Source organism: Gordoniibacillus kamchatkensis (assembly GCF_000829455.1).
GTDB classification, from domain to species: domain Bacteria; phylum Bacillota; class Bacilli; order Paenibacillales; family NBRC-103111; genus Gordoniibacillus; species Gordoniibacillus kamchatkensis.
In genome coordinates this window covers 64,496-85,587 of record NZ_JXAK01000001.1, presented here as the reverse complement: position 1 = coordinate 85,587, position 21,092 = coordinate 64,496, and the positions used below count along the sequence as shown (strand labels likewise).

Below are 21,092 nucleotides of genomic sequence, written 5' to 3'. Positions count from 1 at the left end.
GCGAATGAGTGCTGCGTATTTTTACATTATAACCCAAAGTCGGGATTTGGATAAACATACTGTTTATCCTTCGGCGTTTCCAGCTTCGTCACTTTGTCCACTTTCAGCATCATGACCTCGTCGCCATCGTACGTCGTCTTCTGCAGCGTGCCGGAGACGCGCACCCATGTGTCGTTGGCCCACGACTTGGCCCTGTCGTACTCGACCAGCACGCCGTACGGCGCGGCGTCGGCCGAACAGCAGGAGATGGCGAAGCGGCCGACGACGAACTGGTTGTCTTTCATCCCGTCCTGGCGGTACACGAAGCCGCTCATGTCCATGCGGTGGCCGACGAAATTGTCGATGTAAAGGTCCACGGTATTTAACGTCTCCAGGTACCAGCTTTCCTGCACGTCGATCGTTGGCATTGCGTAGAGCTTTTTGCCGTAGTCGGCGTAGGCTTGCGTAAATTTATCGGCTTTAAACAGCTCGTTCAGCTTCGAATCGTCGGAAGCTGTGGCGGAGCCGGTTGGGGCGGCAGAGCTGCCGGCGCCGCCAGCGTTGCCTGGGCTGCCGCCGCTCGGCGAGGCGGAGCCGGCCCGATCGGAACTTTGCGCCGCAGCGTTCGAGGCGGGCGACGGCGCAGGGGCTGCCGGTTCTTTGCGAATCGAGGCGGATGCGTTCAGGTTCATCCCTTTTTTTGCTGCCATCGAGCTGCCGAGCGTAGTGTTCGGGAGCAGAAAGCCGAGCAGAAGCGGGAGTACGAAAAGGCCGTACACGGTTGTATTTTTCAGAGCGGAACGGGACGGCGGATGGTCGCAATCGCATGCAGAGACACGGCCCCACCGGGTCGATACGGCCAAATACAGCTCGTAGATGCCGACAGCGTACAAGCCGACAGCGGACCATTTCACGTAGCCGGCCATGCGCGGAGCGATGTACAGCGTCAAGTTGTCGGATTTGACGAGGTAGACGATCAGCATGGCGAAGCCGAGCACGATAGCGGCTTTGACGGCATGGTGCAGCGATAAAGTTTTGGCGCTCACGGGCTCCCCTCCCTTTGTTAGTGCAGCACGGTCAGTCCGGCAAGCAGCGATCCGGCCAAAACGAGCACGGCCGCAAGCACGGCCAGCATGGCGACGAAGCGCGCTTTGAGACGGATAGCAGCATCAGCGTGCTTTTGATGTCAAACATCGGCCCGAATACGAGGAACGCGAGCAGCGATCCGGCCGAAAACGTCGTTGCGAACGACGAGGCGACGAACGCGTCGGACGTCGAGCACAGCGACAGCACATAGGCGAAGCCCATCATAAACAGGTTGGACACCACCGGTCCCTGGCCTATCGAAACAAGCGCCTCGCGGGCGACGAAAGTCTGGATCAGCGCGGTGAGCATGGCGCCGAAGATCAAGTATTTGCCCATCTCGAAAAATTCTTCCGACGCATGGCTGAGCAAAGACGACAGCTTGCCGCCGTGCGCATGGTCATGGTCGTGATCGTGGCCGTGGGCGTGCTCGTGCTCGTGCGGATGGGCATGCTCATGTTCGTGAACGCTGCGATGATGGTGAGCTTGCGCGCCGCCATGGTCATGTCCGTGCGTATGCACATGCTCTGCGCCATGTCCGTGGCTGTCGGCGTGTGCCGGCAGCGCTCCGCCGCGGACGACGCCGGCGCCGCGCAGAACGCGGGCGAGCAGGAGGCCGACGATTAACGCGATGGCGAAAGCGAGCCCCATGCGGGCATAGGCCATTTCCGGCCGCGTGCGGAAAGCCATGTACGTCGAGGCGTAGACGACAGGGTTCAGGATCGGACCGACGAGAATGAAGACGACGGCGATATACACCGGCATCCCTTTGCGCATCAGGCGGCGCACGACAGGGATCATGCCGCATTCGCACAGCGGGAAAATGATGCCCATGAGGCATGCGAACAGCACGCCGAGTATCGGGCTGCGGGGAATGAGCCGCTGGATCGTCCGCTCCGAAACGAAGCTTTGCAGCACGGCGGAGACGGCGACGCCGAGCAGCACGAACGGCAGCGCCTCGAGAATGATGCTGAGGAACAGCGTTTTGAAATTTTGCATCGCGTCCCCGGTCAAGAAGCTGAAGTCCGGCGGCGATTTCGAGGTGACGATAAGAAACAGCAGCACGAGACATGCCGCAATGACGACGTTCATCGCAATCCGGTACAGAGCAGTTGGCATGCGGGTATCTCTCCTCGCCGGGCTGTCTGCGGGCAGCCGGTTTTCTCCATTATACCTTATGCCCGCCTGCAGCGATATAGGACAAGGAAGGCTGCGGCAACGGGCATCGCACATGAAGCGGAGGAAGAAAATGGTGCGGTTGACATTTGGCAAAAACGACGTATAATAGCTAACAAACCTACATGCCAAGGCAATGACAGGAACAAGTAAGCCGCAGTCGTACGCTCAGAGAGCCGGTGGTCGGTGCGAACCGGTGCGGAGGATGCGAGCCGAATGGATCCTGGAGCTTGACGGGGGAAAGGCGCAGCGCGCGAGCCGGCATACTGCTCGTCGCCGATTATCCCAAGCGGTTCGCTCCCCGTTACAGGAGCTTTCGAGGCTAATGCCCGCACGGTCTGCTAGCGACCCGTGTCCGGCATGCAGCGAAGAAGGGTGGTACCACGGTCTTTCGTCCCTTGCGGCGGAAGGCCTTTTTTGCGTACTGAGAAGTTCGGTCACCAACACATATCGGAGGTAATGTTCAATGAAACGAGTATTGTCCGGCATTCAACCGAGCGGCAAGCTCACCATCGGCAACTATATCGGCGCGCTCCGCAATTTCGTCAAGCTGCAGCATTCGTACGAATGCTTCTTTATGATCGTCGATTTGCACGCCATCACCGTTCCCCAGGAGCCTGCCGCGCTGCGCGAACAGACGGAAATGGTATCGGCCCTGTACCTGGCCTGCGGCATCGATCCGGCGAAATCGGCCGTATTTCTGCAGTCGTCCGTCCACGCTCACGCCGAGCTCGGCTGGATGCTGACGACGCTCAGCTATATGGGCGAGCTGGAGCGCATGACCCAGTTCAAAGACAAATCGGCCGGCAAGGAGTCGGTAGGCGTTGGGCTGTTCACGTATCCGTCGCTTATGGCCGCCGACATTTTGCTGTACAACGCCGATCTGGTGCCCGTCGGGGAAGACCAGAAGCAGCACCTTGAGCTGACGCGGGATTTGGCCGCGCGCTTTAACGGACGGTTCGGCGACTATTTCCACGTGCCGGAGCCGTACATTCCGGAAGTGGGAGCGAGAATTATGTCGCTGGACGACGCCTCCAAAAAAATGAGCAAAAGCAATCCGAACCCCGGCTCCTACATCGCCATGCTCGACGAACCGGACGTGATCCGCAAAAAGATCAGCCGCGCGGTGACCGATTCCGGCCGCGAAGTAAAATACGATCCGAACGAGAAGCCGGAAGTCAGCAACCTGATGAGCATCTATTCGCATTGCGCGGACATGGGCATCGCCGAGATCGAAGCGAAATACGAAGGCCAAGGGTACGGGGCTTTCAAGAAGGATTTGGCGGAAGTCGTCGTGGCCGCTCTCGAGCCCATTCAGCGCAGGTACAAGGACATCCGCGAATCGGGCGAACTGAGCCGCGTGCTGAAAGACGGCGCCGAGCGCGCCGCCGCAATTGCCGACGCTACCGTGCGCGATGTGAAGGAGCGAATGGGCTTCCTGGTGCTGTAAACGAACGCCGTTTACGGCATGCCCTGGCTTGCCTCTCCAATTGCCGTCAGCACAATTGCCGCAGAAGATTTGTCGGCATCCACTTTTGCAATTGCAAAGACAGCACTTGCAGCACCGTCTTTGCTTGACAACAGCTTCGGGAGCCTCTCCAGTTGGCGTCAGCGCACATACGGAAGGAATCCAGCGCAAAAATGCCGCTGTAGTTGCCTGAAAAGCAGCTACAGCGGCATTTTTCCGTTTTAACCGATTTTATAATTGCATCCGTCCGCGGCGCATGCCGGCTCGCTCCGCCTGGACGCCCCAGTGACGCGGTAGTAGATGTCCTCGTACTGCTGAACGATGGCATCTGCGGAAAACAGCCGCCGCGCCCGGTCGGCCGCCGCCTCGGAGTGACGGCTGTATAAGGCCGGGCTCTGCAGCAGCGCCAGAGCGTACTCGGCCATCTGCCGGGTATGCCCGACCGGGGCGAGAAAACCGGTCTCGCCGTTGGCGACGACCTCGGGAATGCCGCCGGCGTCGGAGCCGATTGTCGGCACGCCGGCGGCCATCGCCTCGAGGGCGACGAGGCCGAAGCTTTCTTTCTCGGACGGCAGCAGCATGAGATCGGCGATGCGCAAAATGTCGGAAACATTTTCCTGCTTGCCGAGGAAAAAGACGCGATCGTGCAGCCCCAGCTCGTGCACCCGCGCCGACGCCTTGGCCAGGTCCGGGCCTTCGCCGACGAACATCAGCTTCGCCGGCATCTCGGCGTGAACGCGGGCAAAAATGTCGACGACGTCGAGCACGCGCTTCACCGGGCGGAAGTTGGACATATGGATGAGCAGCTTCTCGTCCGGCGCGGCGTAATGGCTGCGCAGCACCGGGCAGCCGCTTTCGCGGTAGCCGTCCGGGTCCACGAAATTGTAGACGAGGTCGATCGGCTTCTCCACCCCGAGCACGGCGATCGTCTCCAGCAGCAAATCTTTGGAGACGGCCGTCACGGCATCGCTCTGATGGATCGCCAGCCGGATCAAGTCGCGCAGCGACGGGTCGTTGCCGAGTATCGTAATATCGGTGCCGTGCAGCGTCGTCACGACCTTGAGATGGCCGCCGACCATTTGCTTGGCCAAATAAGCGCAAATGGCGTGCGGCACCGCGTAATGGACATGGAGCAAATCGAGCTCTTCCAGCTTCGCCACTTGCGCCAGCTTGTTCGCCAGCGCCAAGTCGTACGGCGGGTAACGGAACACGTGGTAATCGATGACTTCGACTTCGTGGAAAAAAATGTTTTTGTGGAACTTCCCGAGCCGGAACGGAACGCTTTCCGTAATAAAATGAATCTGATGCCCGCGCTCCGCAAGAAGCTTGCCGAGCTCGGTCGCGACTACGCCGGAACCGCCCAGCGTCGGATAACAAGCAATGCCGATTTTGAGCATACGCTTCACCACATTTCCATTATGAAATATTACGAAAACGGTAATATTGCCAAAACAAAAAAAAGTAGAGCGGTGGCGGCTACTTTTTTTTGTCATAACAGCGTCTCGGGCTGGAAGTATTTAGAGTATAGCGGGCCCGGATTGTCCGTGTCAAGCGGGGCGAACCGGGCTCAGTTCCGTTTGCGCTGCCGCGCCTTGACGGCGAAGCCGGTACCGATGAACAGGATGGCGAGGGCCCCCGACAGGAGTGCCCGCCACGGCGCGCCGGCCGAAATAAAATAGCTGACGCACGCGAGCAAAATAACGCCGCCGATGGCGAAAAACAAAGCGAGAGACCGTTTCATACGCGTAACCTGCTTTCTCGATTCATGTATGTACTGCCTTACGTGACTTATTGTAACCCTTTTTCTAATTATGCGAATAGAATTTCGCGGCCGTTGCATACTAGCATTGCAAGCTTGCAAAACATCAAAAGAGCCGACTGAAAGGAGTGCTGAATATGGGTGCAGGACAATCCCGCAGCAGCAATCAACTTGTAGTGCCTCAAGCTAATCAGGCATTGGATCAACTGAAGTACGAAGTGGCGCAAGAGCTCGGCATTCAAATCCCGCAAGACGGCTACTACGGCTACATGGCTACTCGCGACACCGGTGCAATCGGGGGACACATTACCCGCCGCCTGGTGCAAATCGCTGAGCAATCCCTTGCAGGCCAATTCCGTTAATTGAACTGCAAGCTATCCATACCTGGCGAAAAGCTCAAGGGCTTGTCCCTTGGGCTTTTTCCTGTTTCGCGCAGCGGGCAATGGGGGAAAGGCAAGCCAAGGCAAAAAAACGAAGGCCGCTTTGGGCGGCCTCGGACGGTCGAGAAAGAAAGAGCTGCGCTGCGGATTGGCCTCCTCCTTCAATATAAGTCGACGCGAAGCTTTTTCCCCAGCTTGGATTCGCTAACCCAGCCGACATACGAATCGAGCTCGTTCAGCTCTTTGTCCAAATGCACGACGGCTACGAACGGATACTGTTTGCGATGCCGGTACCGCACGTCCGCCCAGCGCACCTCGTAGCCCCACTTATGTTCCCGCACCTCGGCGCAGGCGTACGACGAGTAGTACAGCAGCGCAGCCGCATCGGGGTTCGATTTTGACGCCTCAACGGCGGGATGGTTGGCGCAGGCGACTTCATCGACCCAGCGCAGCTCGCCCGAGCGCAGTTCGCCGAGCGCGTAAGTGCCGTCTTGGTGCCGCTTGACAACGTTCCAGTTGGAAAAATGGACGGTTGGGATCAGCGTGTAGCGGTCCCCTTCGCGGTATTCCCGATCTTTGTGCTTCAGCCCGCGCTCCAGCACCGCATGGTCGATCGTCCTCCATACATAGTAGACGGCGACGATCGCATACAGAAGCGGGAACAGCACTTCCGGCCGGGCCAAATGGAGCGACCACATCAGAATCGCGACCAGATGGCTGAAAAATAAAAACGGGTCGAAAATATGGATGATGTTCCAGCCGACCCACCGTTCGGAGAAAGGCCGCAAAGCTTGCGTTCCGTACGTGTTGAACAAGTCCGTAAAGACGTGAAAGGCTGCCGCGATGCCGGTCCATAGCGCGATATGGCCTACGGACGCTCCCGGGAAAATGAGCCCGAGCGCCATCGTAATCAGCAGCGTCCACAGCACAAGCGCCGGGAGGCCGTGCGACAGTCCGCGGTGATGGCGGATGTAAGCGGCGTTGCCTTTTAGACGCACGATTGAATCTGCGTCCGGAATTTGCGATCCGATGACGGTGCCGATCAATACGGCGGCGGCAAGCGACGGGTCGTGGGCGACGTACGGATCGACGTGCGCCAGCCCGGCTAAGCCAAGGCCGATGACAAGATGCGTTCCGGTATCCAAAGGTGTAGTCCTCCTGTATCGGGTATGTGGCCATGTTGCACAGAGTCCTGTACCTAGTTTACCATGATCTCGACAAAAATAAATCAGCGGGGGCCCAGATGGAGACGGAAAAAGTTTTTGTAGAATATGCCATTGCGGAAGAGGCGCTGGACGCTTATAGGGCGTTCATGGCGGAGAAACGGAGCGGCGGAATGCGGTTCGAATGGTACGAAGGCACCGACCAGCCGGGTTTGTTTGTTGAAGTTTGGCCGGGCGTGGCCTATGCCGCTTACGAGGAGTTCAAGCACAGGCGCTCCGACCCGGAAGATCCCGACTGGGGGAAGCTGGGCGATTGGGTGCGCGGCGGACTTGGCAAAGTGCACGTGTGGCATTTTAGCGCAGTATTGAAGTAAAAGCACCTCTTAAAGTGGGTGGTGCCGAGCCATTCGGAATTATCTTGGAGAAATTGTTCCCGAGATGCAGCTATGCGGATTGGAATTTGTACAATGGGTAGACATCTGTATTCTGGCGAACGAGCTTTCATTGGAAAACGTACAGCCTTCTGCGGCAAAGCTGCCTGTTGCCGAGCACTCTGGACTAATTCTATTGCAAAAATTCCAATGTTAGCCTTGAAATGGTCCATATTCTGGAAATTCGATTGGAGAAAGTGCAACGTAAGAAGCCCCAGGTTGATTGATTGGGAACTCGCCGGTTTGGGGGATCCCAGAGTCGATATTGCCAACATCTTATTTTGGACGCATATGCATTTTCCTGATGTTGCGCTTCCATGCGTAAGGGCTTTTATTGAAGATTATAAAGATTTATTGCAAGTATGCTTTTGGAGAATCTGGGTCCGTAAAACCGTCAAACAAAAGAAATCAGATCAAATAACGGTAACTGAGTCCGTTGCAGCTATGGCGGTTTCGCCATGTTTATGCCAAACCGCCGCGCCCCGACCGGCGGGCCGCAGAGCGGGCGTTTCATGTTGCTCTATATCAGTCCGCGTAGGCAAAATGCTGATGAAACGTATGCGCCCGTTCGGCAATCATGCAAAACGACGGCTTCCGCATGAGCGGATGCCGTCGTTTTGCCATTTCCTGCGTGTTACCGGCCAGCCGGCGGCGCTCCCGTGGGGCCGGCGGCGTAAGGATAATAGTAGTTGAGTTCTTCTTCAAAGGTGATGTAATCCAAATTGACCATGAGCAGCAAGTAGCGCATGCCCGTTTGCGGATCGCTGATGATGATGTGGTCGCGGCCGGCGGCTTCGAGTCGGCCTCTGAACACTTTGGCGTTCCACTGCGTGTTGTTCTCGAAAGTCATATAGATGGTAGCGACTTTGCCGAGATTCAGGCGCAAAATGTTTTCAATATACGACTCTTCGATAGGCAGCTGGCCCGGAACGTTGACACCGACCCCGGATACGGACGGTTTCGCGCCGACGGGCGGGAAAGCGCCGCTCGGGACGGCTCCTGCCGGCCCTGCCTGCATGCCCGGATAAGCGGGGTACGCGCCGGTCTGATAGCCGTAACCGGGCACACCCGGCATTTTGTAGGAATTCGAATACATGCTTGACTGCATCCTCCTTTACGAATGGAATACGCGCTAAGGTTCGCCTCGGCTAGCTGCGGACGTCGGCGGCGGATGCGGCGCGCCAAATGCCGGTTGCCGCTATCCCCCCGGGTGAGGCAGGAGCGCCTGCAGGCCTTTACCCCATATATTTATGGGGGACGCCTGTGTATCATGACTGATTTTTATTCCGTTAAGCGACCATACTAGTTACGACAAATTATTGACAACTGGCCGCGATCGATTGTAAAACGCGGGGCAGGTTGGTATGATGGAAAAGTGAATGAAACGGCTGAAATCAAGAAGGTTAGGGGGTACGGCGGTTCGGAATGAATAATCCCATTAGTCTGGATGCGGCCGGCGAGCCGGCGGCGGAAGCCGTACAGGCAGCTGATTCGGCTGCAGCGAAAAAGTCACTGTCGATGCGGGAATTCGTCAATTTGATGAAGCCCGGCATCGTTTTTCATAATCTTATCGCCGCGATTGCCGGCTTCTGGGTCGCTTCCCGCTGGCACGTGGACTGGCTGCTGCTGCTGACGATGACGGTCGGCACGGCGCTGATCGTCGCCTCGGGATGCACGCTCAACAACTATCTCGACCGCGAACTCGACGCCAAAATGGCGCGCACGCAAAGCCGCGCGCTCGTCACCGGCAAGATGAGCCCGCGGTTCGTGCTCGGCTACGGCATTACTCTCGGCGTGCTGGGCACGTTTGTCCTCGGCGTGCTTGTCAACCCTTTGGCGGCGCTGCTCGGGCTCATCGGCTTGTTCCTGTACGTCTGGGTTTACACGATGTGGTTCAAGCGCACGTCGGTATGGAGCACGTTCGTCGGCTCCTTCTCGGGCGCAGTGCCGCCGGTCATCGGCTATGTCGCGGTGACGCAGACGATGGACGCGGGCGCGTGGATTTTATTCCTCATTTTGTTTTTGTGGCAGCCGCCGCATTTTTGGGCGCTCGGTATCCGCCGCATGGAAGAATACCGGGCTGCCGGTTTTCCGCTTCTTCCGGTCGTGAGAGGCTCGTACGTGACGAAGATCAGCATCGTGCGCTACGTCGTGCTGCTCGTCCCGGTGTCGATGCTGCTGTACTTGTACGGTTATGTCGGTGAAGTATACATGATCGCCGCCGCCGCGCTCGGTCTCATTTGGGCGTTTATGAGCATCGCCGGCTTCCGCGCCGAGGACGAGAACAAGTGGGCGAAGCGGATGTTCGTATATTCGATCAACTATTTGACGATTATGATCGTTCTGATGATCGCCAATACGGTACATTGAGGACGTTAGTTACGGAGAGTCACGAATCCCATGCTTGCATGGGATTTTTCATTCGGAGGGGGATTTCGGTCCATGAATGCATTTTTGCGCAAAAACTGGTTTACGCTGGCGGTGTCCGTCATTTTGCTGGCGATGATCGCTTCGTTCGCCTACAAGCTCTGGTTCGGCGGCGCTTCGCCAGCGGGACACAGCCTCGATAAAATCAAAGCGGCTCCGGACTTTGCCTTGCACGATCTGAACGGCAATCCGGTGACGAAAGCGGATACGAACGGCAAGGTGCGGCTGTTTTACTTCTTCTATTCTTCGTGCCCGGACGTGTGCCAGCCGACCTCGTTCTTGCTGTCGCAAGTGCAGGACCAGCTGAAGAAGGAAGGGCTGTTCGATTCGAAAGCGCAAATTTACTCCGTCACGATCGATCCTACGGTCGATACGCCGCAGAAGCTGACGCAGTTCGGCGCCCAGTTCCATAACGACCCGAGCGGCTGGAAGTTTTTGCGCGGCGAGGAGAAGCAGACGGCGGATTTGGCCGAAAAGTTCGGCATCATGGTCGTCAAAGAGAAGGACGGAACGTTCACGCACTCGAACGCGATTTTGCTCGTCGATAAGAAAGGCGACCTGCGCTCGTACTACACCGTCGACGTGCAAACGACGGCAGAGCAGATCGTCAAAGATGTGAAGACGCTGGCCAAAGAAAAATAAACGCTATTCTTCATAAGGATAAGCAGGGTCGGGAGCGGGATGCACGATGAACTCCTCCAGCCCTGCTTTTTCCAATTGTTGGATCAAGTATTCCTCGGGCGTCCCTTCCACTCCGGCATAGCCTTTGCGCGTATAAATTTGCTCGGCGTCCGGGAACGCGTCGCGCAGCAAGGCGCGAATTTTTTTGCCGGACGGGTCGTTGTCCGTAAACAGGAACACCTCGCGGCCGTCCGCTTGCTTTTTGAGCTGCTCGATTGTAGCGCTGTTCGGCGTTCCGTACGTGCACAAAATATCCACTTCTTCGGACAGGACGCGGCGCAGCCGGCTCCTGTCGTTCTTGCCCTCGACGATGACGACTAGCGACATGACATCAGCCCCGTTCGATGTTGTAGCTTTAGTATACCGCATCGCTGGGCCGCTAGTAACTTTTCCCCTGGCTGGCTCGTCAATAATATCGATAAAAGCCTCGGTCAAGCTGGCTCGGGCGTCCGGAACGATCGCAGCGGCAGCACGACGAGCGCCAGCATAAGCACGAAGAAGGCGATAAAATACGGCGAGACGAGATGCCGGCTATGGCCGGCGACAATCGGGCCGAAAAAGGCGCCGATCGAATATGAAATCGAGAGCAGGGAAAACACCCGGCCGTACCTGTTCGCGCTCGTAATAGCCGCGAGCAGCGAGGCGATCGCCGGGTAGATGACCCCCTTGGTCATGCCGATCAGAAATAAAGAGGCGTACAGCGGGATCGGCCAGTCCACGGCCATGCTGAAAAAAATGAGGCAAGCGCCAGGCTGCCGAACACGGTGCGAATATACGGGGATACCCGGTTCAGGAACATGAGGCTTAACGTCACCAGCGCGCCGAGGCTCACGAGCGAGAACAAGATGCCCGACGTCAGAATCGAGCTCATCGATTGGCGTCAGCAGAGGCAGCTCAAAAAACAAAATGCCTTTGCGAGCACGATAAAGCGGAGCGGCAATGGAAAAAACAGCCACGGGATGACGGGGGCGCCAGCGCCCGACGGCAGCAGGCCGCCGTCCGGCTCGCCCGCACCGGCAGCCGGTCGCCTGCAGCGGACGGCGCATCCATGAGATCCCCCCGCTGCGCCGGCGGCCGGGCTGCGGTGCTCCTTGACGCCGAATATTGCCAGCGTGCCGGTGATGACGAGTCCCCACCCGAGTACGGTAAAGGCGGTCGTGAAGCCGAGCTTGGCCACAAGGTAGGCGCCGGCGGCCGGCGAAACGACGGAAGCGAGCGTATGCACCATGCCGTTGCCGGCCATCAGCTTGCTTTGCTGAATTCGGTCTTTGGCGATTCTGGCCAGCAGCGACAGGCAGGCCGGCGACAAAAAGGCGAGCACAAAGCCGCTGATGGAACGGATGATGAGCAGGTGCCAGGGGCCGGTGACGCGCGATTGAAAGATCAGCACGATCCCTGCTACAATCAGGCTGCAGATGATGAACACTTTGCTTCCGTATTTGTCCACGCCGTAGCCGGCAAGCAGGTTGCCCGGCAAATGGGTGATCGAATACACGCCCAGAATAAGTCCGATGAACGAGGGCGCAGCGCCGAGAGACAGAGCGAACGGAGAAAGGATCGGATACTGCGCATGCAGATCGAAAATCGCCACAAACATAAACAAATATAACCAGACCGCCGTTCTCACCGGCCCACTTCCTTTCCGCTGATGTTCTGCAAGCTCTCAGGCTGCCCGAGAAAGGCGGAGCGGAGGATGGGAATGTGGGGCGGAGAGCGAAGCGTGCGCTTTTGAACTCGTGTTCCCACCATGATTTTCCAATTCAAGGGAACACGAGTTCAAGGGAGCCGGAGACCCACATTCTTAAGTCCGCAGCGCAGCCATACTTTCTCGGGCAGCCTGAAGCTCTATCCTCAATGTACGCCGCTTGTCTGCCGGATAGTACGAGTCCCGGCAAAAGACACAAACCGCCGTACTGACCCGAATTGGATATGATGAAAGGAAGGCTGCACGATGGACGCATTCGCGCTGCTGGTGCTGGCGGTTATCGCCGTTACCGCCATTTACCGCTTGCGCTTTACGTATCGCAGGTCGACAATGAATCGTAACAAGGGCGATGCGATCCGGCGCAAGCTCGAAGAGCTGCGGAAAAAAAGAGATGAAGAGTAAGGCTGGCCGTAGTAAGATATGGAAAGGCTTGGATGCCGAACGTTGAATCCATTTAACAATGCTCATGGGGGAATGAATGGCAATGGAGCAGTGGCTTGCTTTCGCACAGGATCGCTGGTATTTGCTTGTAGGCGCGCTCGTCGTGCTGCTGTTGGTCGTACGCGTCGTGAAAACCGTAGTCAAGTGGGTCATTATCGCTGCCCTGCTTGTCGTGCTGGCTATTTATGGCGCCAACTACAAAGATCAGCTGAAATCGATCGGCGCCTCGGTCGGCCAGAAGGTGGCGAGCGAGGTGAGCGATCAGGCGCTCAAAGCGCTTAAGGACGAGGCCAAAGACGCCAAATTCCGCACGAACGCGGACGGAACGTTTACGATTACGTCCAAGAGCTTGCAAGTAGCCGGCAAACCGGGCTCCGACGACGTGACGGTTACGTTCATGGGGCAAACGTTCCATTTAAGCGGGAGCGACACAGTGAAAGCATTTATCGAGCAGGCGAAAGCGAACTCGAAATAAAGCCAACAAGAAGGGGGATTTCAGCCGATGCCGGCCGTATGGACAATGTTCAATTTCATATCCGCTCTGCTCGCGGTCGTCATTGCCGTCTCCGTGCTGCAGGGCATCGCCCGCGGAGCGACCGGCTCGGCCCGCCATTTGCTGTTTATCGTGACCGAAGGGGCGGTTACGGTCGCCAGCTTGTACTTCGCCTGGCAAGGCGCCAAGCTGCTGTCGCCGCAGCTGCAAACGTGGCTTGCCGAGCGCAGCATTCAAATCCCGACGGAAGCGATGGGCTTCTTCAAACAGCTGTACTATACGTTCGTAACGGCGTTTCGCGATTTCCCGCTGCTGCGCTTCGGCGCCCTGTTCCTGATCGGGTATGTGGTGCTGAAGCACGTGCTGTACCTGATCGCCGATCCGCTGCTGCGCATTGCGCTGCCGGCCCGGTTCCACCGGGCGGACGAGCGGAGGCCGTCCTTGTCCAGCGCGCTGGCGGGCGGGGCGATCGGCGCGGTTACCGGCTTCGGCCGGGCGCTCCTGCTTGTCGCGGGGCTGTTCATCTTCGTCACGCTGTTCCCGCATACGCCGCTTTCCGGGTACATTCAAGGCTCGCAGCTGTACCAGAAAGGCGCCAAGCAAGTGATCGAGCCCTTCACCGGCGACCTGATCGCCAGCCAGCTGCCTGTATTTACGCGCGCTGTCGAACGGGAAATCGGCAACATCATGCAGCGCAAGTACGAGGTGATCGATGCCGCCGTCCCGACGGACGTCGCCGAAGCGGCCAAAGAAGTGACGGCGCCGGGCAAGACGGACGAGGAGAAGGCGAAGCTGCTGTACAAATGGGTCGGCAGCCGGATCAGCTACGACTGGAACAAAGTGCGCGACTACGAGGAAAGAGGCGTCTGGCACGAGCAAACTCCGGAGGATACGTTCCACACCCGCAAAGGAGTGTGCATCGATTACGCCCGCCTCTACTACGTAATGGCCAAAGCCGCCGGACTCGACGCGAAGGTCGTCACCGGGCTCGGCTATGACGGGCAGGGCGGCTATGGGCCGCATGCCTGGAACGAGGTGTACTTGCGCGAGAAAAGCGCCTGGGTGCCGCTTGACCCGACATGGTACTCGAGCGGAGGCAATTGGTTCAATCCGCCGAAATTCGCGGAGACGCACGTGCGGGAAGCGTAGCGGAGGAATGCCGGCCGCTTGTATGGTACAATGAACGAAAGAGAGAACGGATATCGGGGAGAGCGCGAACACATGCTGCACGACTTGCTGAAGAAACCGCTGCACGACTATAAAATGATCTGCTTCGACGTCGGCGATACGCTGATGACGATTCCGGCGGCGCGGATCATCCTGCACGACTACTTGCTCGCGCGCTCGCTCCGGCGCGATCCGGAGCAGCTGGAGCGGCAGTTTACGAGCTCGTTCCGCCTGTTTTATTACGACCGTCCAGCCGAGCGCGTGGACAAAGTGACGCCCGAGTCCGACAGGGCTTTCTGGGTTCGGGTATACGATCATATCCTGCGAAGTCTCGAGCTGCACCGGGAGCTGTCTGCGGATGACGTGCACCGTTGCTGCCACGAGCTGTACGACATTTTCACGGCAGCGGACAGCTACGAGCTGTTTGCGGATGTGCAGCCGTGCTTGCAGGAGCTTCAGGCGCGCGGCTTCCGCCTAGGCGTTGTGTCCAACTTCGCGCCGACGCTGCGCGGCATTTTGCAGGCGAAAGGCATTTTGCATTATTTCGATCCGGTGATCGTGTCGACGGAAGTCGGGCTGGAGAAGCCGGATCCGGCCATTTTCCGGCTGGCGCTGGAACGTTCCGGGCTGCGCGCGGACGACATTCTTTACATCGGAGACCACGACCGCAACGATATTTGGGCTCCGGCGCAGGCCGGCATCGACGCGCTCAAAATCATTCGCTACGACTTTCATAGCGGAGAAGGGATACGGTCGCTCGGCGAGCTGATCGGGCAAGGATAAACGGCTTACGCCGTCCATTGGGACGTGCGCGTTTACCGTAGCGGAATCAGCCTAAGTATAGGCGCAGCTTATACGTTCTGATGTAGTAGGAAAGGAGGAGGGCGGCCCGTGAGCAAGGGAACGATAACGGGCGATCCGCATAAGCGGGAAGGGGAAAACCGAGGGCATTTTTCATTTCGGATCAACGGCTTTTTCTTTTGTATTTTTTTGTTATTTTCCGTGCTGATCGTCAAGCTGGCCATTTTGCAATTCGTGGAAGGGAAGCAGCTGAAAGACAAGGAGACGTCGGGCATTACGCAGTCCACCCCGATCGCCCCGATCCGCGGCAACATTTACGATTTGAACGGCTATCCGATCGCATACACGAAGCCGGTGCAATCGCTCTACTTCCGCGTCGAGGTTAACCAGTCGCAGGACGAAGTCATCGCGCTGGCGAAGCGGCTGGCCGACATTTTCCAAACGTACGGGGACAAGACGCAGAAGCAGCCGACGGCGCAAGACATCATTTCGCTTATGGACGTCGGCTACGATCTGAACAAGAACAAGGCCCGCGACCCGAGCTATTACAACGTGCCGCGGCGCATCAAGACGCCTCTGACGGACAAAGAGGTCGCCTACATTCTCGAACACCGCGACGAAGCTGCGCTGGCTCGAAGTGACGGAGGAAAGCATCCGCAAATACTCAAGCGACCCGATTATCGCCTCCCAGCTCGTCGGCTACTTGCGTCCGTACGCAACGGCGCGGGGACCGCAGGGACTGGACTTCTACAAGAGCAAGGAGAACACGGCGGAGTATTTGGATTCGGAATACGTCGGCTTTGACGGCATCGAGGAGATGTACCAGACCGAGCTGCGCGGCAAAAACGGCAAAAAAACGTACCCGGTCAACGTGCTGGGCAAAATTACCGGCCGGGTGACGGTAACGCCGCCGCAAAAAGGCAACAACCTGTACTTGACCATCCAGAAGGACGTCCAGCTTGCCACCCAGCAGCTATCGCCGATCAGATCAACTGGCTGCATTCGTCCGAGGCGCGGAACAATCCGTATGCCAAATACGGCGCCAACGCCAAGACAGGATACGCAGTGGCGATGGAAGTCAATACGGGACGCGTTGTGGCGATGGCCAGCTATCCGGACTACGACACGAACGTTTGGACGGGAGGCGTAACCGAGGACCAGTGGAAGACGCTCCAATACCGGGTCAACAACGGAACGATTTCCACGGCGTATCCGGAATATTCGGCGGATGAGATGCGGAAGCATCCGTTCTCCATCGTATATATGGGTTCGACGATCAAGCCGCTGTCCGTGCTCGTAGGTTTGAACGAAGGGCTGTTTACGCTGCGGGACACGTATTACGACACCGGCGTGTTCAAGTTCGGCAAGGAAGGAAGCCAGGCTCAGATCACCAACTCGGATCGCGCCGCGTACGGCCCGCTGAACGCTTCGACGGCGATCGAGCATTCGTCCAACACGTTCATGTCGGCCATGATCGGCAATCCGCTGTACTTTAACAAAAAGAACGGCATGGATATTCTCGCCGGGTATTTGCGCAAATTCGGCATCGGGGTATCGACCGGCAGCGGCTTGCCGCGCGAGTATGCGGACGACAAGCAGCTGGAGTTTTACGCCAACGCCAAGAAGGATAGCCCGCAGTCGGCGCTTATTTATGCGTCGTGGGGACAGAACGAGAAGGCCACGACACTGCAGCTGGCGCAGTATGCCACAGCGCTGGCGACCAAGGGCAAACGGATGAAGCCGCTGTTCGTCGACAAAATTACGACGTACGACGGCACGCTGCTGAAAAAGCCCGATCCGGTCGTGCTCGACGAGACGAAGTTCCCCGACGAGTATTGGCAGGCGATATACAAAGGAATGGCGCAGGTGCACGTGGAAGGGTTCGACGGCTTCCCGTACAATGTGGCCAGAAAACCGGCACATCGACGCAGCAAGTCAGCGGCGGCACGGTCGACAACGCTGTATTCGTCGCCTTCGCGCCGCTGGAAAAGCCGACGCTGGCCGTCGCTGTCGTCGTGCCCGAAGGCGGCTTCGGAGCTTGGGGCGCAGGTCCGATCGCGCGCAAAATTTTCGATGCATACGACCAGTACATCGGTCTCGACGGCGTCCCGAAAGGCGCTCCGGCAGCGGCCGGCAAGCAGGCGGCCGTACCGGCGTCAGGAGGAGACGGCACGGCGAAGGCCGCGCAATGAGGAGGCGAAAAGAGGAGCGCTGTGGCAGGCTCCTCTTTTCTGTTGCCGCAAAAAGTCCGCTGCAAGTGCGCCAAAGGCCGCAGACCGCCGCAAACAGCCGCAGGCGTCAACCGCAGGCGCCTTTTTTGCATTTTTAGTAACGCAGCGGGTTGTGGTATACTTAATTGTCAAAGTTAACGAAGTTAAGCCCGTTTCGCATGGCATAGGGAGGAAAGGCAGCATGTGCGGCATTACCGGCCTCATTTACTTCGAACCGAAAGAACCGTCGCAGGAGCTTTTGCAGCGAATGACCGACGTCATCGTACATAGGGGGCCGAACGACTCCGGTTTTTTGCGCGAGCCGCACGTCGGCCTCGGCTTCCGCCGGCTGTCGATCATCGACATCGCGGAAGGGCATCAGCCGCTCGCCAACGAGGACGAGTCGGTCTGGATCACGTTCAACGGGGAAATTTACAATTACAAAGCGCTTCGCGCCACCTTGATCGAGCGCGGGCACCAGTTCCGCACGCACAGCGATACCGAAGTGATCGTGCACCTGTACGAGGAGTACGGAGAAGATTGCGTCAAGCAGCTGCGCGGCATGTTCGGCTTCGTCATCTGGGACCGCCGCAAGCGCAAGCTGTTCGGGGCGCGGGACCATTTTGGCATCAAGCCGTTCTATTACCGGCATACGCCCGAATCGTTCATTTACGGCTCGGAAATCAAGAGCATACTGGCGGCGGACGGGGTGGAGCGCAAGCTGCGCACGGAAAGCTTGCTGAACTATCTCACGTTCCAGTACGTGCCGGAGCCGGATACGATGTTCGAGGGCATCCGCAAGCTGCCGCCGGCACATACGGTCACCGTATATCCGGAAGAAGGCACCGTCGACATTAGACGCTACTGGGATCCGATGTTCGAGCCGGTCGACCGGCCGTTCGCCGAATACGTCGAGCAAATCCGCGAAACGCTGAAGGATTCCGTCATTCACCATATGGTCAGCGACGTGCAGCGGGGCTGCTTCTTGTCGAGCGGCATCGACTCGACCGCCATCGCTACCCATATGCGGAACATCGAGCCGATCCGCACGTTCTCTGTCGGCTTCGAAGGGCCGAACAACGAAACCGGCATCGCCCGCCAAACCGCCGAGGCGCTCGGCACGGACCATTACGCCAAAGTCATTACGCAGCGCGATTTCTTCGCTACGCTGCAGACTGCGGTATGGCATCAGGACGAGCCGGTCGCCGATCCGTCCGCGATCGCGCTGTACCATGTCGCGGGCCTCGCGGCGGAGCACGTCACCGTCGTTCTTTCCGGCGAAGGCGCGGACGAGCTGTTCGGCGGCTACCGCATTTACCGCGAACCGCTCGCGCTGCGGCCGATCGAACGGCTGCCCGACCCGCTGCGGGCGGTGCTGAGACGGCTAGCGCTTATGCTCCCCGGCGGCACCCCCGGACGCAATTACGTGCTGCGCGGTACGACGCCGCTGGAGCGGCGTTTCCTCGGCAACGCCAAAATTTTCAGCGAGGATATGAAGGCCGAGCTCGTGAAAGCAGGCCGGGAGGCGCTCGGCTCGTACAAAAATCCGTTCGCCATCGCCGGCGACTACTATGCGCGAACGAAGCATCTCGATCCGGTGACGCGCATGCAGTATATCGACATGAACTTGTGGCTGCCGGGCGACATTCTCATGAAAGCCGACAAAATGACGATGGCCCATTCGCTCGAGCTGCGCGTGCCGTTCCTCGACAAAGAACTGTTCGAAGTGGCGCGCCGCATTCCGGCCAAGTACCGGATTGCGGACGGAACGACGAAGCACATATTCCGCAAGGCGATGGAGGGCATCATTCCGGATTTCATTCTGAACCGGCCCAAGCTCGGCTTCCCGGTGCCGCTTAAGGATTGGCTGCAAGGCGCGGCCGGCGGCGATGTGCTGGAGACGATCCGATCCGGCGGCATCGAGCCTTACGTCGATCTGAAGCGGGTCGAGCAGATGGCGCAGGCGCACCGCAGCGGACAAGGCGACTATGCGCGCCGGCTGTGGACGCTGTACATTTTCGCGCTGTGGCACCGCACCTACATGCAGGAGCTGCCGCAGCCCGCCGTCGCCACTGCTTTATGACCGGATAGAGAGGAGATGGAACGATCCGTGCCAACGTACAAGCTGGTTGCTCTCGACATGGACGGGACGCTGCTGAACGAAGAAAAACAAATTAGCGCCGAAAACCGGGCGGCGATATTCGCCGCGCTGGACGCCGGGGTGACCGTCATGGTTTCGACCGGGCGCGGCGTGCAAAGCGCCTCCCCGTACATCGAGGAGCTGGGCCTTGCGACGCCGATCGTGGCCGTGAACGGCAGCGAAGTGTGGAAAAGCCCGAAGGAGCTGCTGCAGCGCGTGCTGCTGCCGACGAGCGAGCTGAAGGCGATGCATCAAATGGCGGTCGAGCTCGATACGTGGTATTGGGCTTACGCGGTCGAAGGCATTTTCAATAAGGACGGCTGGACGGAGTCTGTCGACGACATCCGCTGGCTCAAATTCGGGTATTATACGGAAGAGGAAGCGAAGCTGGCCCATATTCGGCAGACGCTGGAAAGCTGGGGCACGCTGGAAATAACGAACTCCCATCCATGCAACCTGGAGCTCAATCCGAAGGGCATTTCCAAAGCAAGCGGCATACGGGCCGTATGCGACATGCTCGGCATCGAGATGGACGAAGTGATTGCAATGGGCGACAGCGAGAACGACCTGTCCATGATTCGCGAAGCCGGTCTCGGCGTAGCGATGGGCAATGCGCAAGAGAGCGTCAAGGCAGCGGCCGACATTGTCACCGTAACCAACGACGAGCATGGGGTCGCCAAAGTGATTCGCGAATACATATTGCAAGGCCGGGCATGGCCAGGCGAGCACGATGACGGCGATCGGCCCGCGCAGGGCAACAATATCGTCACAGCGCCGAAGGAGTACTAGCGGAACGAATTGCAAAAACTGTTATTTCGTCAAACCGCGGCTCCCGCAATAACTGGAAAAAACGACGGTATTTGCGTGAACTGCAGCGGCTCGGGAAGTTTAGCGGGAAAAGCTCCATATATATTTAAGTCTGCTCTCGAAAATCCGGGAAGCTGGCAACTTATCGGGAGGTTTTCCCGTTAAATAAAAAAATCCGGGTAAATGAGCCGTAAATAGCAGGAGGTTTTCCGGTAAAACCGGAAAGGATGCCGCGTATGCAAGCGTTCTACTAGAGAAGCGAGGAGATGGAGCGCCTATGGTTCTCACGGTCATCGCCTGGATCGTCGTTATCGCCTTGTTCGCGGTCGGCATGGCCGGGGCGGTCGTACCGGTTTTGCCGGGCGCGGTGGCGATCGTCGCCGCCTTTTTCGCCTACGGCTTTATGGTCAGCTTCGCTCCGTTCGGCGTCTGGTTTTGGATCATCGAGGCGGCCCTCGCGCTCACGCTGCTGGTTGCCGACTACGCGGTCAGCGCCATTGGCGTAAAGAAGTTCGGCGGCAGCCGCGCCTCCGTCATCGGCAGCACGATCGGCATCATCGCCGCCCGTTCGTCATTCCCGCCTTCGGACTGCTCATCGGTCCGTTCGCCGGCGCACTGCTCGGCGAGCTGCTTGCCGGGGCGTCGTGGAACGAGGCGGTCCGGGCCGGTATAGGCGCTGTCGTCGGCTTTTTCTCCGGCGCCGTAGTGAAGCTGCTACTACAAACGGTGATGATCGTCATATTTATTATTTGGGTTGCAGCAGGTTAACCACATAGATCAA

19 protein-coding genes and 4 pseudogenes are annotated in these 21,092 nt (G+C 58.3%); 15 read left to right on the top strand and 8 right to left on the bottom strand.

Annotated elements, in window-relative coordinates; translation table 11 throughout:
* Window positions 1-26: 26 nt before the first annotated feature.
* Together SD70_RS00385 and SD70_RS00380 are read right to left on the bottom strand one after the other, a co-directional pair.
* Window positions 27-1,025, bottom strand: coding sequence for a TIGR03943 family putative permease subunit (locus SD70_RS00385; RefSeq protein ID WP_041044738.1), 999 nt, complete (start codon window positions 1,023-1,025; stop codon window positions 27-29).
* Window positions 1,026-1,056: 31 nt separating this feature from the next.
* Window positions 1,057-2,181, bottom strand: a complete 1,125-nt coding sequence (locus SD70_RS00380; protein WP_394297923.1) for a permease — start codon at window positions 2,179-2,181, stop codon at window positions 1,057-1,059.
* A gap of 523 nt (window positions 2,182-2,704) precedes the next feature.
* Between SD70_RS00380 and trpS the strand changes: the two genes are divergently transcribed.
* Window positions 2,705-3,688 (top strand): tryptophan--tRNA ligase, encoded by a 984-nt coding sequence (trpS, locus tag SD70_RS00375; protein ID WP_041044737.1) that lies wholly within the window; start codon window positions 2,705-2,707, stop codon window positions 3,686-3,688.
* Between the two features lie 239 nt (window positions 3,689-3,927).
* Here the strand turns inward: trpS and bshA are convergent, their stop codons facing one another.
* Together bshA and SD70_RS35625 are read right to left on the bottom strand one after the other, a co-directional pair.
* Window positions 3,928-5,112 carry an N-acetyl-alpha-D-glucosaminyl L-malate synthase BshA gene (bshA, locus tag SD70_RS00370; protein WP_156157817.1) on the bottom strand — a complete coding sequence of 395 codons (1,185 nt, stop codon included), beginning with the start codon at window positions 5,110-5,112 and terminating at the stop codon, window positions 3,928-3,930.
* Window positions 5,113-5,273: 161 nt separating this feature from the next.
* Window positions 5,274-5,447, bottom strand: a complete 174-nt coding sequence (locus tag SD70_RS35625) for a DUF5325 family protein (RefSeq protein ID WP_156157816.1) — start codon at window positions 5,445-5,447, stop codon at window positions 5,274-5,276.
* Between the two features lie 155 nt (window positions 5,448-5,602).
* Between SD70_RS35625 and SD70_RS00365 the strand changes: the two genes are divergently transcribed.
* A complete protein-coding gene (locus tag SD70_RS00365) occupies window positions 5,603-5,827 on the top strand; it encodes an alpha/beta-type small acid-soluble spore protein (RefSeq protein ID WP_041044736.1) in 225 nt (74 codons plus the stop codon).
* A gap of 179 nt (window positions 5,828-6,006) precedes the next feature.
* On the opposite strand, the gene SD70_RS00360 is transcribed toward SD70_RS00365, so the two are convergent.
* Complete coding sequence (locus SD70_RS00360; RefSeq protein WP_041044735.1) at window positions 6,007-6,990, bottom strand: metal-dependent hydrolase; 984 nt, start codon at window positions 6,988-6,990, stop codon at window positions 6,007-6,009.
* 98 nt (window positions 6,991-7,088) lie between these two features.
* Between SD70_RS00360 and SD70_RS00355 the strand changes: the two genes are divergently transcribed.
* Window positions 7,089-7,382, top strand: coding sequence for a hypothetical protein (locus tag SD70_RS00355; protein ID WP_041044734.1), 294 nt, complete (start codon window positions 7,089-7,091; stop codon window positions 7,380-7,382).
* 691 nt (window positions 7,383-8,073) lie between these two features.
* Here SD70_RS00355 and gerQ read toward each other — a convergent pair.
* The gene (gerQ, locus tag SD70_RS00350; RefSeq protein ID WP_041044733.1) at window positions 8,074-8,535 is read right to left on the bottom strand and encodes a spore coat protein GerQ; all 462 of its coding nucleotides are present in this window, start codon (window positions 8,533-8,535) and stop codon (window positions 8,074-8,076) included.
* Between the two features lie 329 nt (window positions 8,536-8,864).
* Here gerQ and cyoE point away from each other — a divergent pair, with 329 nt between their 5' ends.
* Both cyoE and SD70_RS00340 read left to right on the top strand, forming a co-directional pair.
* Window positions 8,865-9,809, top strand: coding sequence for a heme o synthase (gene cyoE / locus SD70_RS00345; RefSeq protein ID WP_041044732.1), 945 nt, complete (start codon window positions 8,865-8,867; stop codon window positions 9,807-9,809).
* 72 nt (window positions 9,810-9,881) lie between these two features.
* Entirely contained in the window at window positions 9,882-10,508 is a 627-nt protein-coding gene (locus SD70_RS00340; protein WP_041044731.1) for an SCO family protein, read from the top strand.
* A 3-nt stretch (window positions 10,509-10,511) separates the two neighbouring features.
* On the opposite strand, the gene SD70_RS00335 is transcribed toward SD70_RS00340, so the two are convergent.
* Both SD70_RS00335 and SD70_RS00330 read right to left on the bottom strand, forming a co-directional pair.
* The gene (locus tag SD70_RS00335; RefSeq protein WP_041044730.1) at window positions 10,512-10,874 is read right to left on the bottom strand and encodes a toprim domain-containing protein; all 363 of its coding nucleotides are present in this window, start codon (window positions 10,872-10,874) and stop codon (window positions 10,512-10,514) included.
* 104 nt (window positions 10,875-10,978) lie between these two features.
* Window positions 10,979-12,174: pseudogene (locus tag SD70_RS00330) on the bottom strand (MFS transporter).
* 324 nt (window positions 12,175-12,498) lie between these two features.
* Here SD70_RS00330 and SD70_RS35620 point away from each other — a divergent pair.
* The 10 genes and pseudogenes from SD70_RS35620 to SD70_RS00295 all read left to right on the top strand — a co-directional run bounded on the left by SD70_RS35620 (window position 12,499) and on the right by SD70_RS00295 (window position 21,079).
* The gene (locus SD70_RS35620; protein WP_156157815.1) at window positions 12,499-12,654 is read left to right on the top strand and encodes a hypothetical protein; all 156 of its coding nucleotides are present in this window, start codon (window positions 12,499-12,501) and stop codon (window positions 12,652-12,654) included.
* 82 nt (window positions 12,655-12,736) lie between these two features.
* Window positions 12,737-13,168 carry a hypothetical protein gene (locus SD70_RS00325; RefSeq protein ID WP_041044729.1) on the top strand — a complete coding sequence of 144 codons (432 nt, stop codon included), beginning with the start codon at window positions 12,737-12,739 and terminating at the stop codon, window positions 13,166-13,168.
* 27 nt (window positions 13,169-13,195) lie between these two features.
* Window positions 13,196-14,335, top strand: coding sequence for a transglutaminase domain-containing protein (locus tag SD70_RS00320; RefSeq protein ID WP_041044728.1), 1,140 nt, complete (start codon window positions 13,196-13,198; stop codon window positions 14,333-14,335).
* Window positions 14,336-14,407: 72 nt separating this feature from the next.
* A complete protein-coding gene (locus tag SD70_RS00315; protein WP_041044856.1) occupies window positions 14,408-15,136 on the top strand; it encodes an HAD-IA family hydrolase in 729 nt (242 codons plus the stop codon).
* A gap of 108 nt (window positions 15,137-15,244) precedes the next feature.
* Window positions 15,245-15,715 (top strand): annotated as a pseudogene (locus tag SD70_RS40095) (penicillin-binding protein 2); the annotation flags it as partial.
* Between the two features lie 76 nt (window positions 15,716-15,791).
* Window positions 15,792-16,304, top strand: coding sequence for a hypothetical protein (locus SD70_RS40090; protein ID WP_394297922.1), 513 nt, complete (start codon window positions 15,792-15,794; stop codon window positions 16,302-16,304).
* Window positions 16,226-17,346: pseudogene (locus SD70_RS40085) on the top strand (penicillin-binding transpeptidase domain-containing protein). Before SD70_RS40090 ends, SD70_RS40085 begins: the two are co-directional and overlap by 79 nt.
* A 220-nt stretch (window positions 17,347-17,566) precedes the next feature.
* Entirely contained in the window at window positions 17,567-19,447 is a 1,881-nt protein-coding gene (gene asnB, locus SD70_RS00305) for an asparagine synthase (glutamine-hydrolyzing) (protein WP_041044727.1), read from the top strand.
* 27 nt (window positions 19,448-19,474) lie between these two features.
* Complete coding sequence (locus SD70_RS00300) at window positions 19,475-20,293, top strand: Cof-type HAD-IIB family hydrolase (protein WP_082053014.1); 819 nt, start codon at window positions 19,475-19,477, stop codon at window positions 20,291-20,293.
* A 421-nt stretch (window positions 20,294-20,714) separates the two neighbouring features.
* Window positions 20,715-21,079: pseudogene (locus tag SD70_RS00295) on the top strand (DUF456 domain-containing protein).
* Window positions 21,080-21,092: the final 13 nt, after the last annotated feature.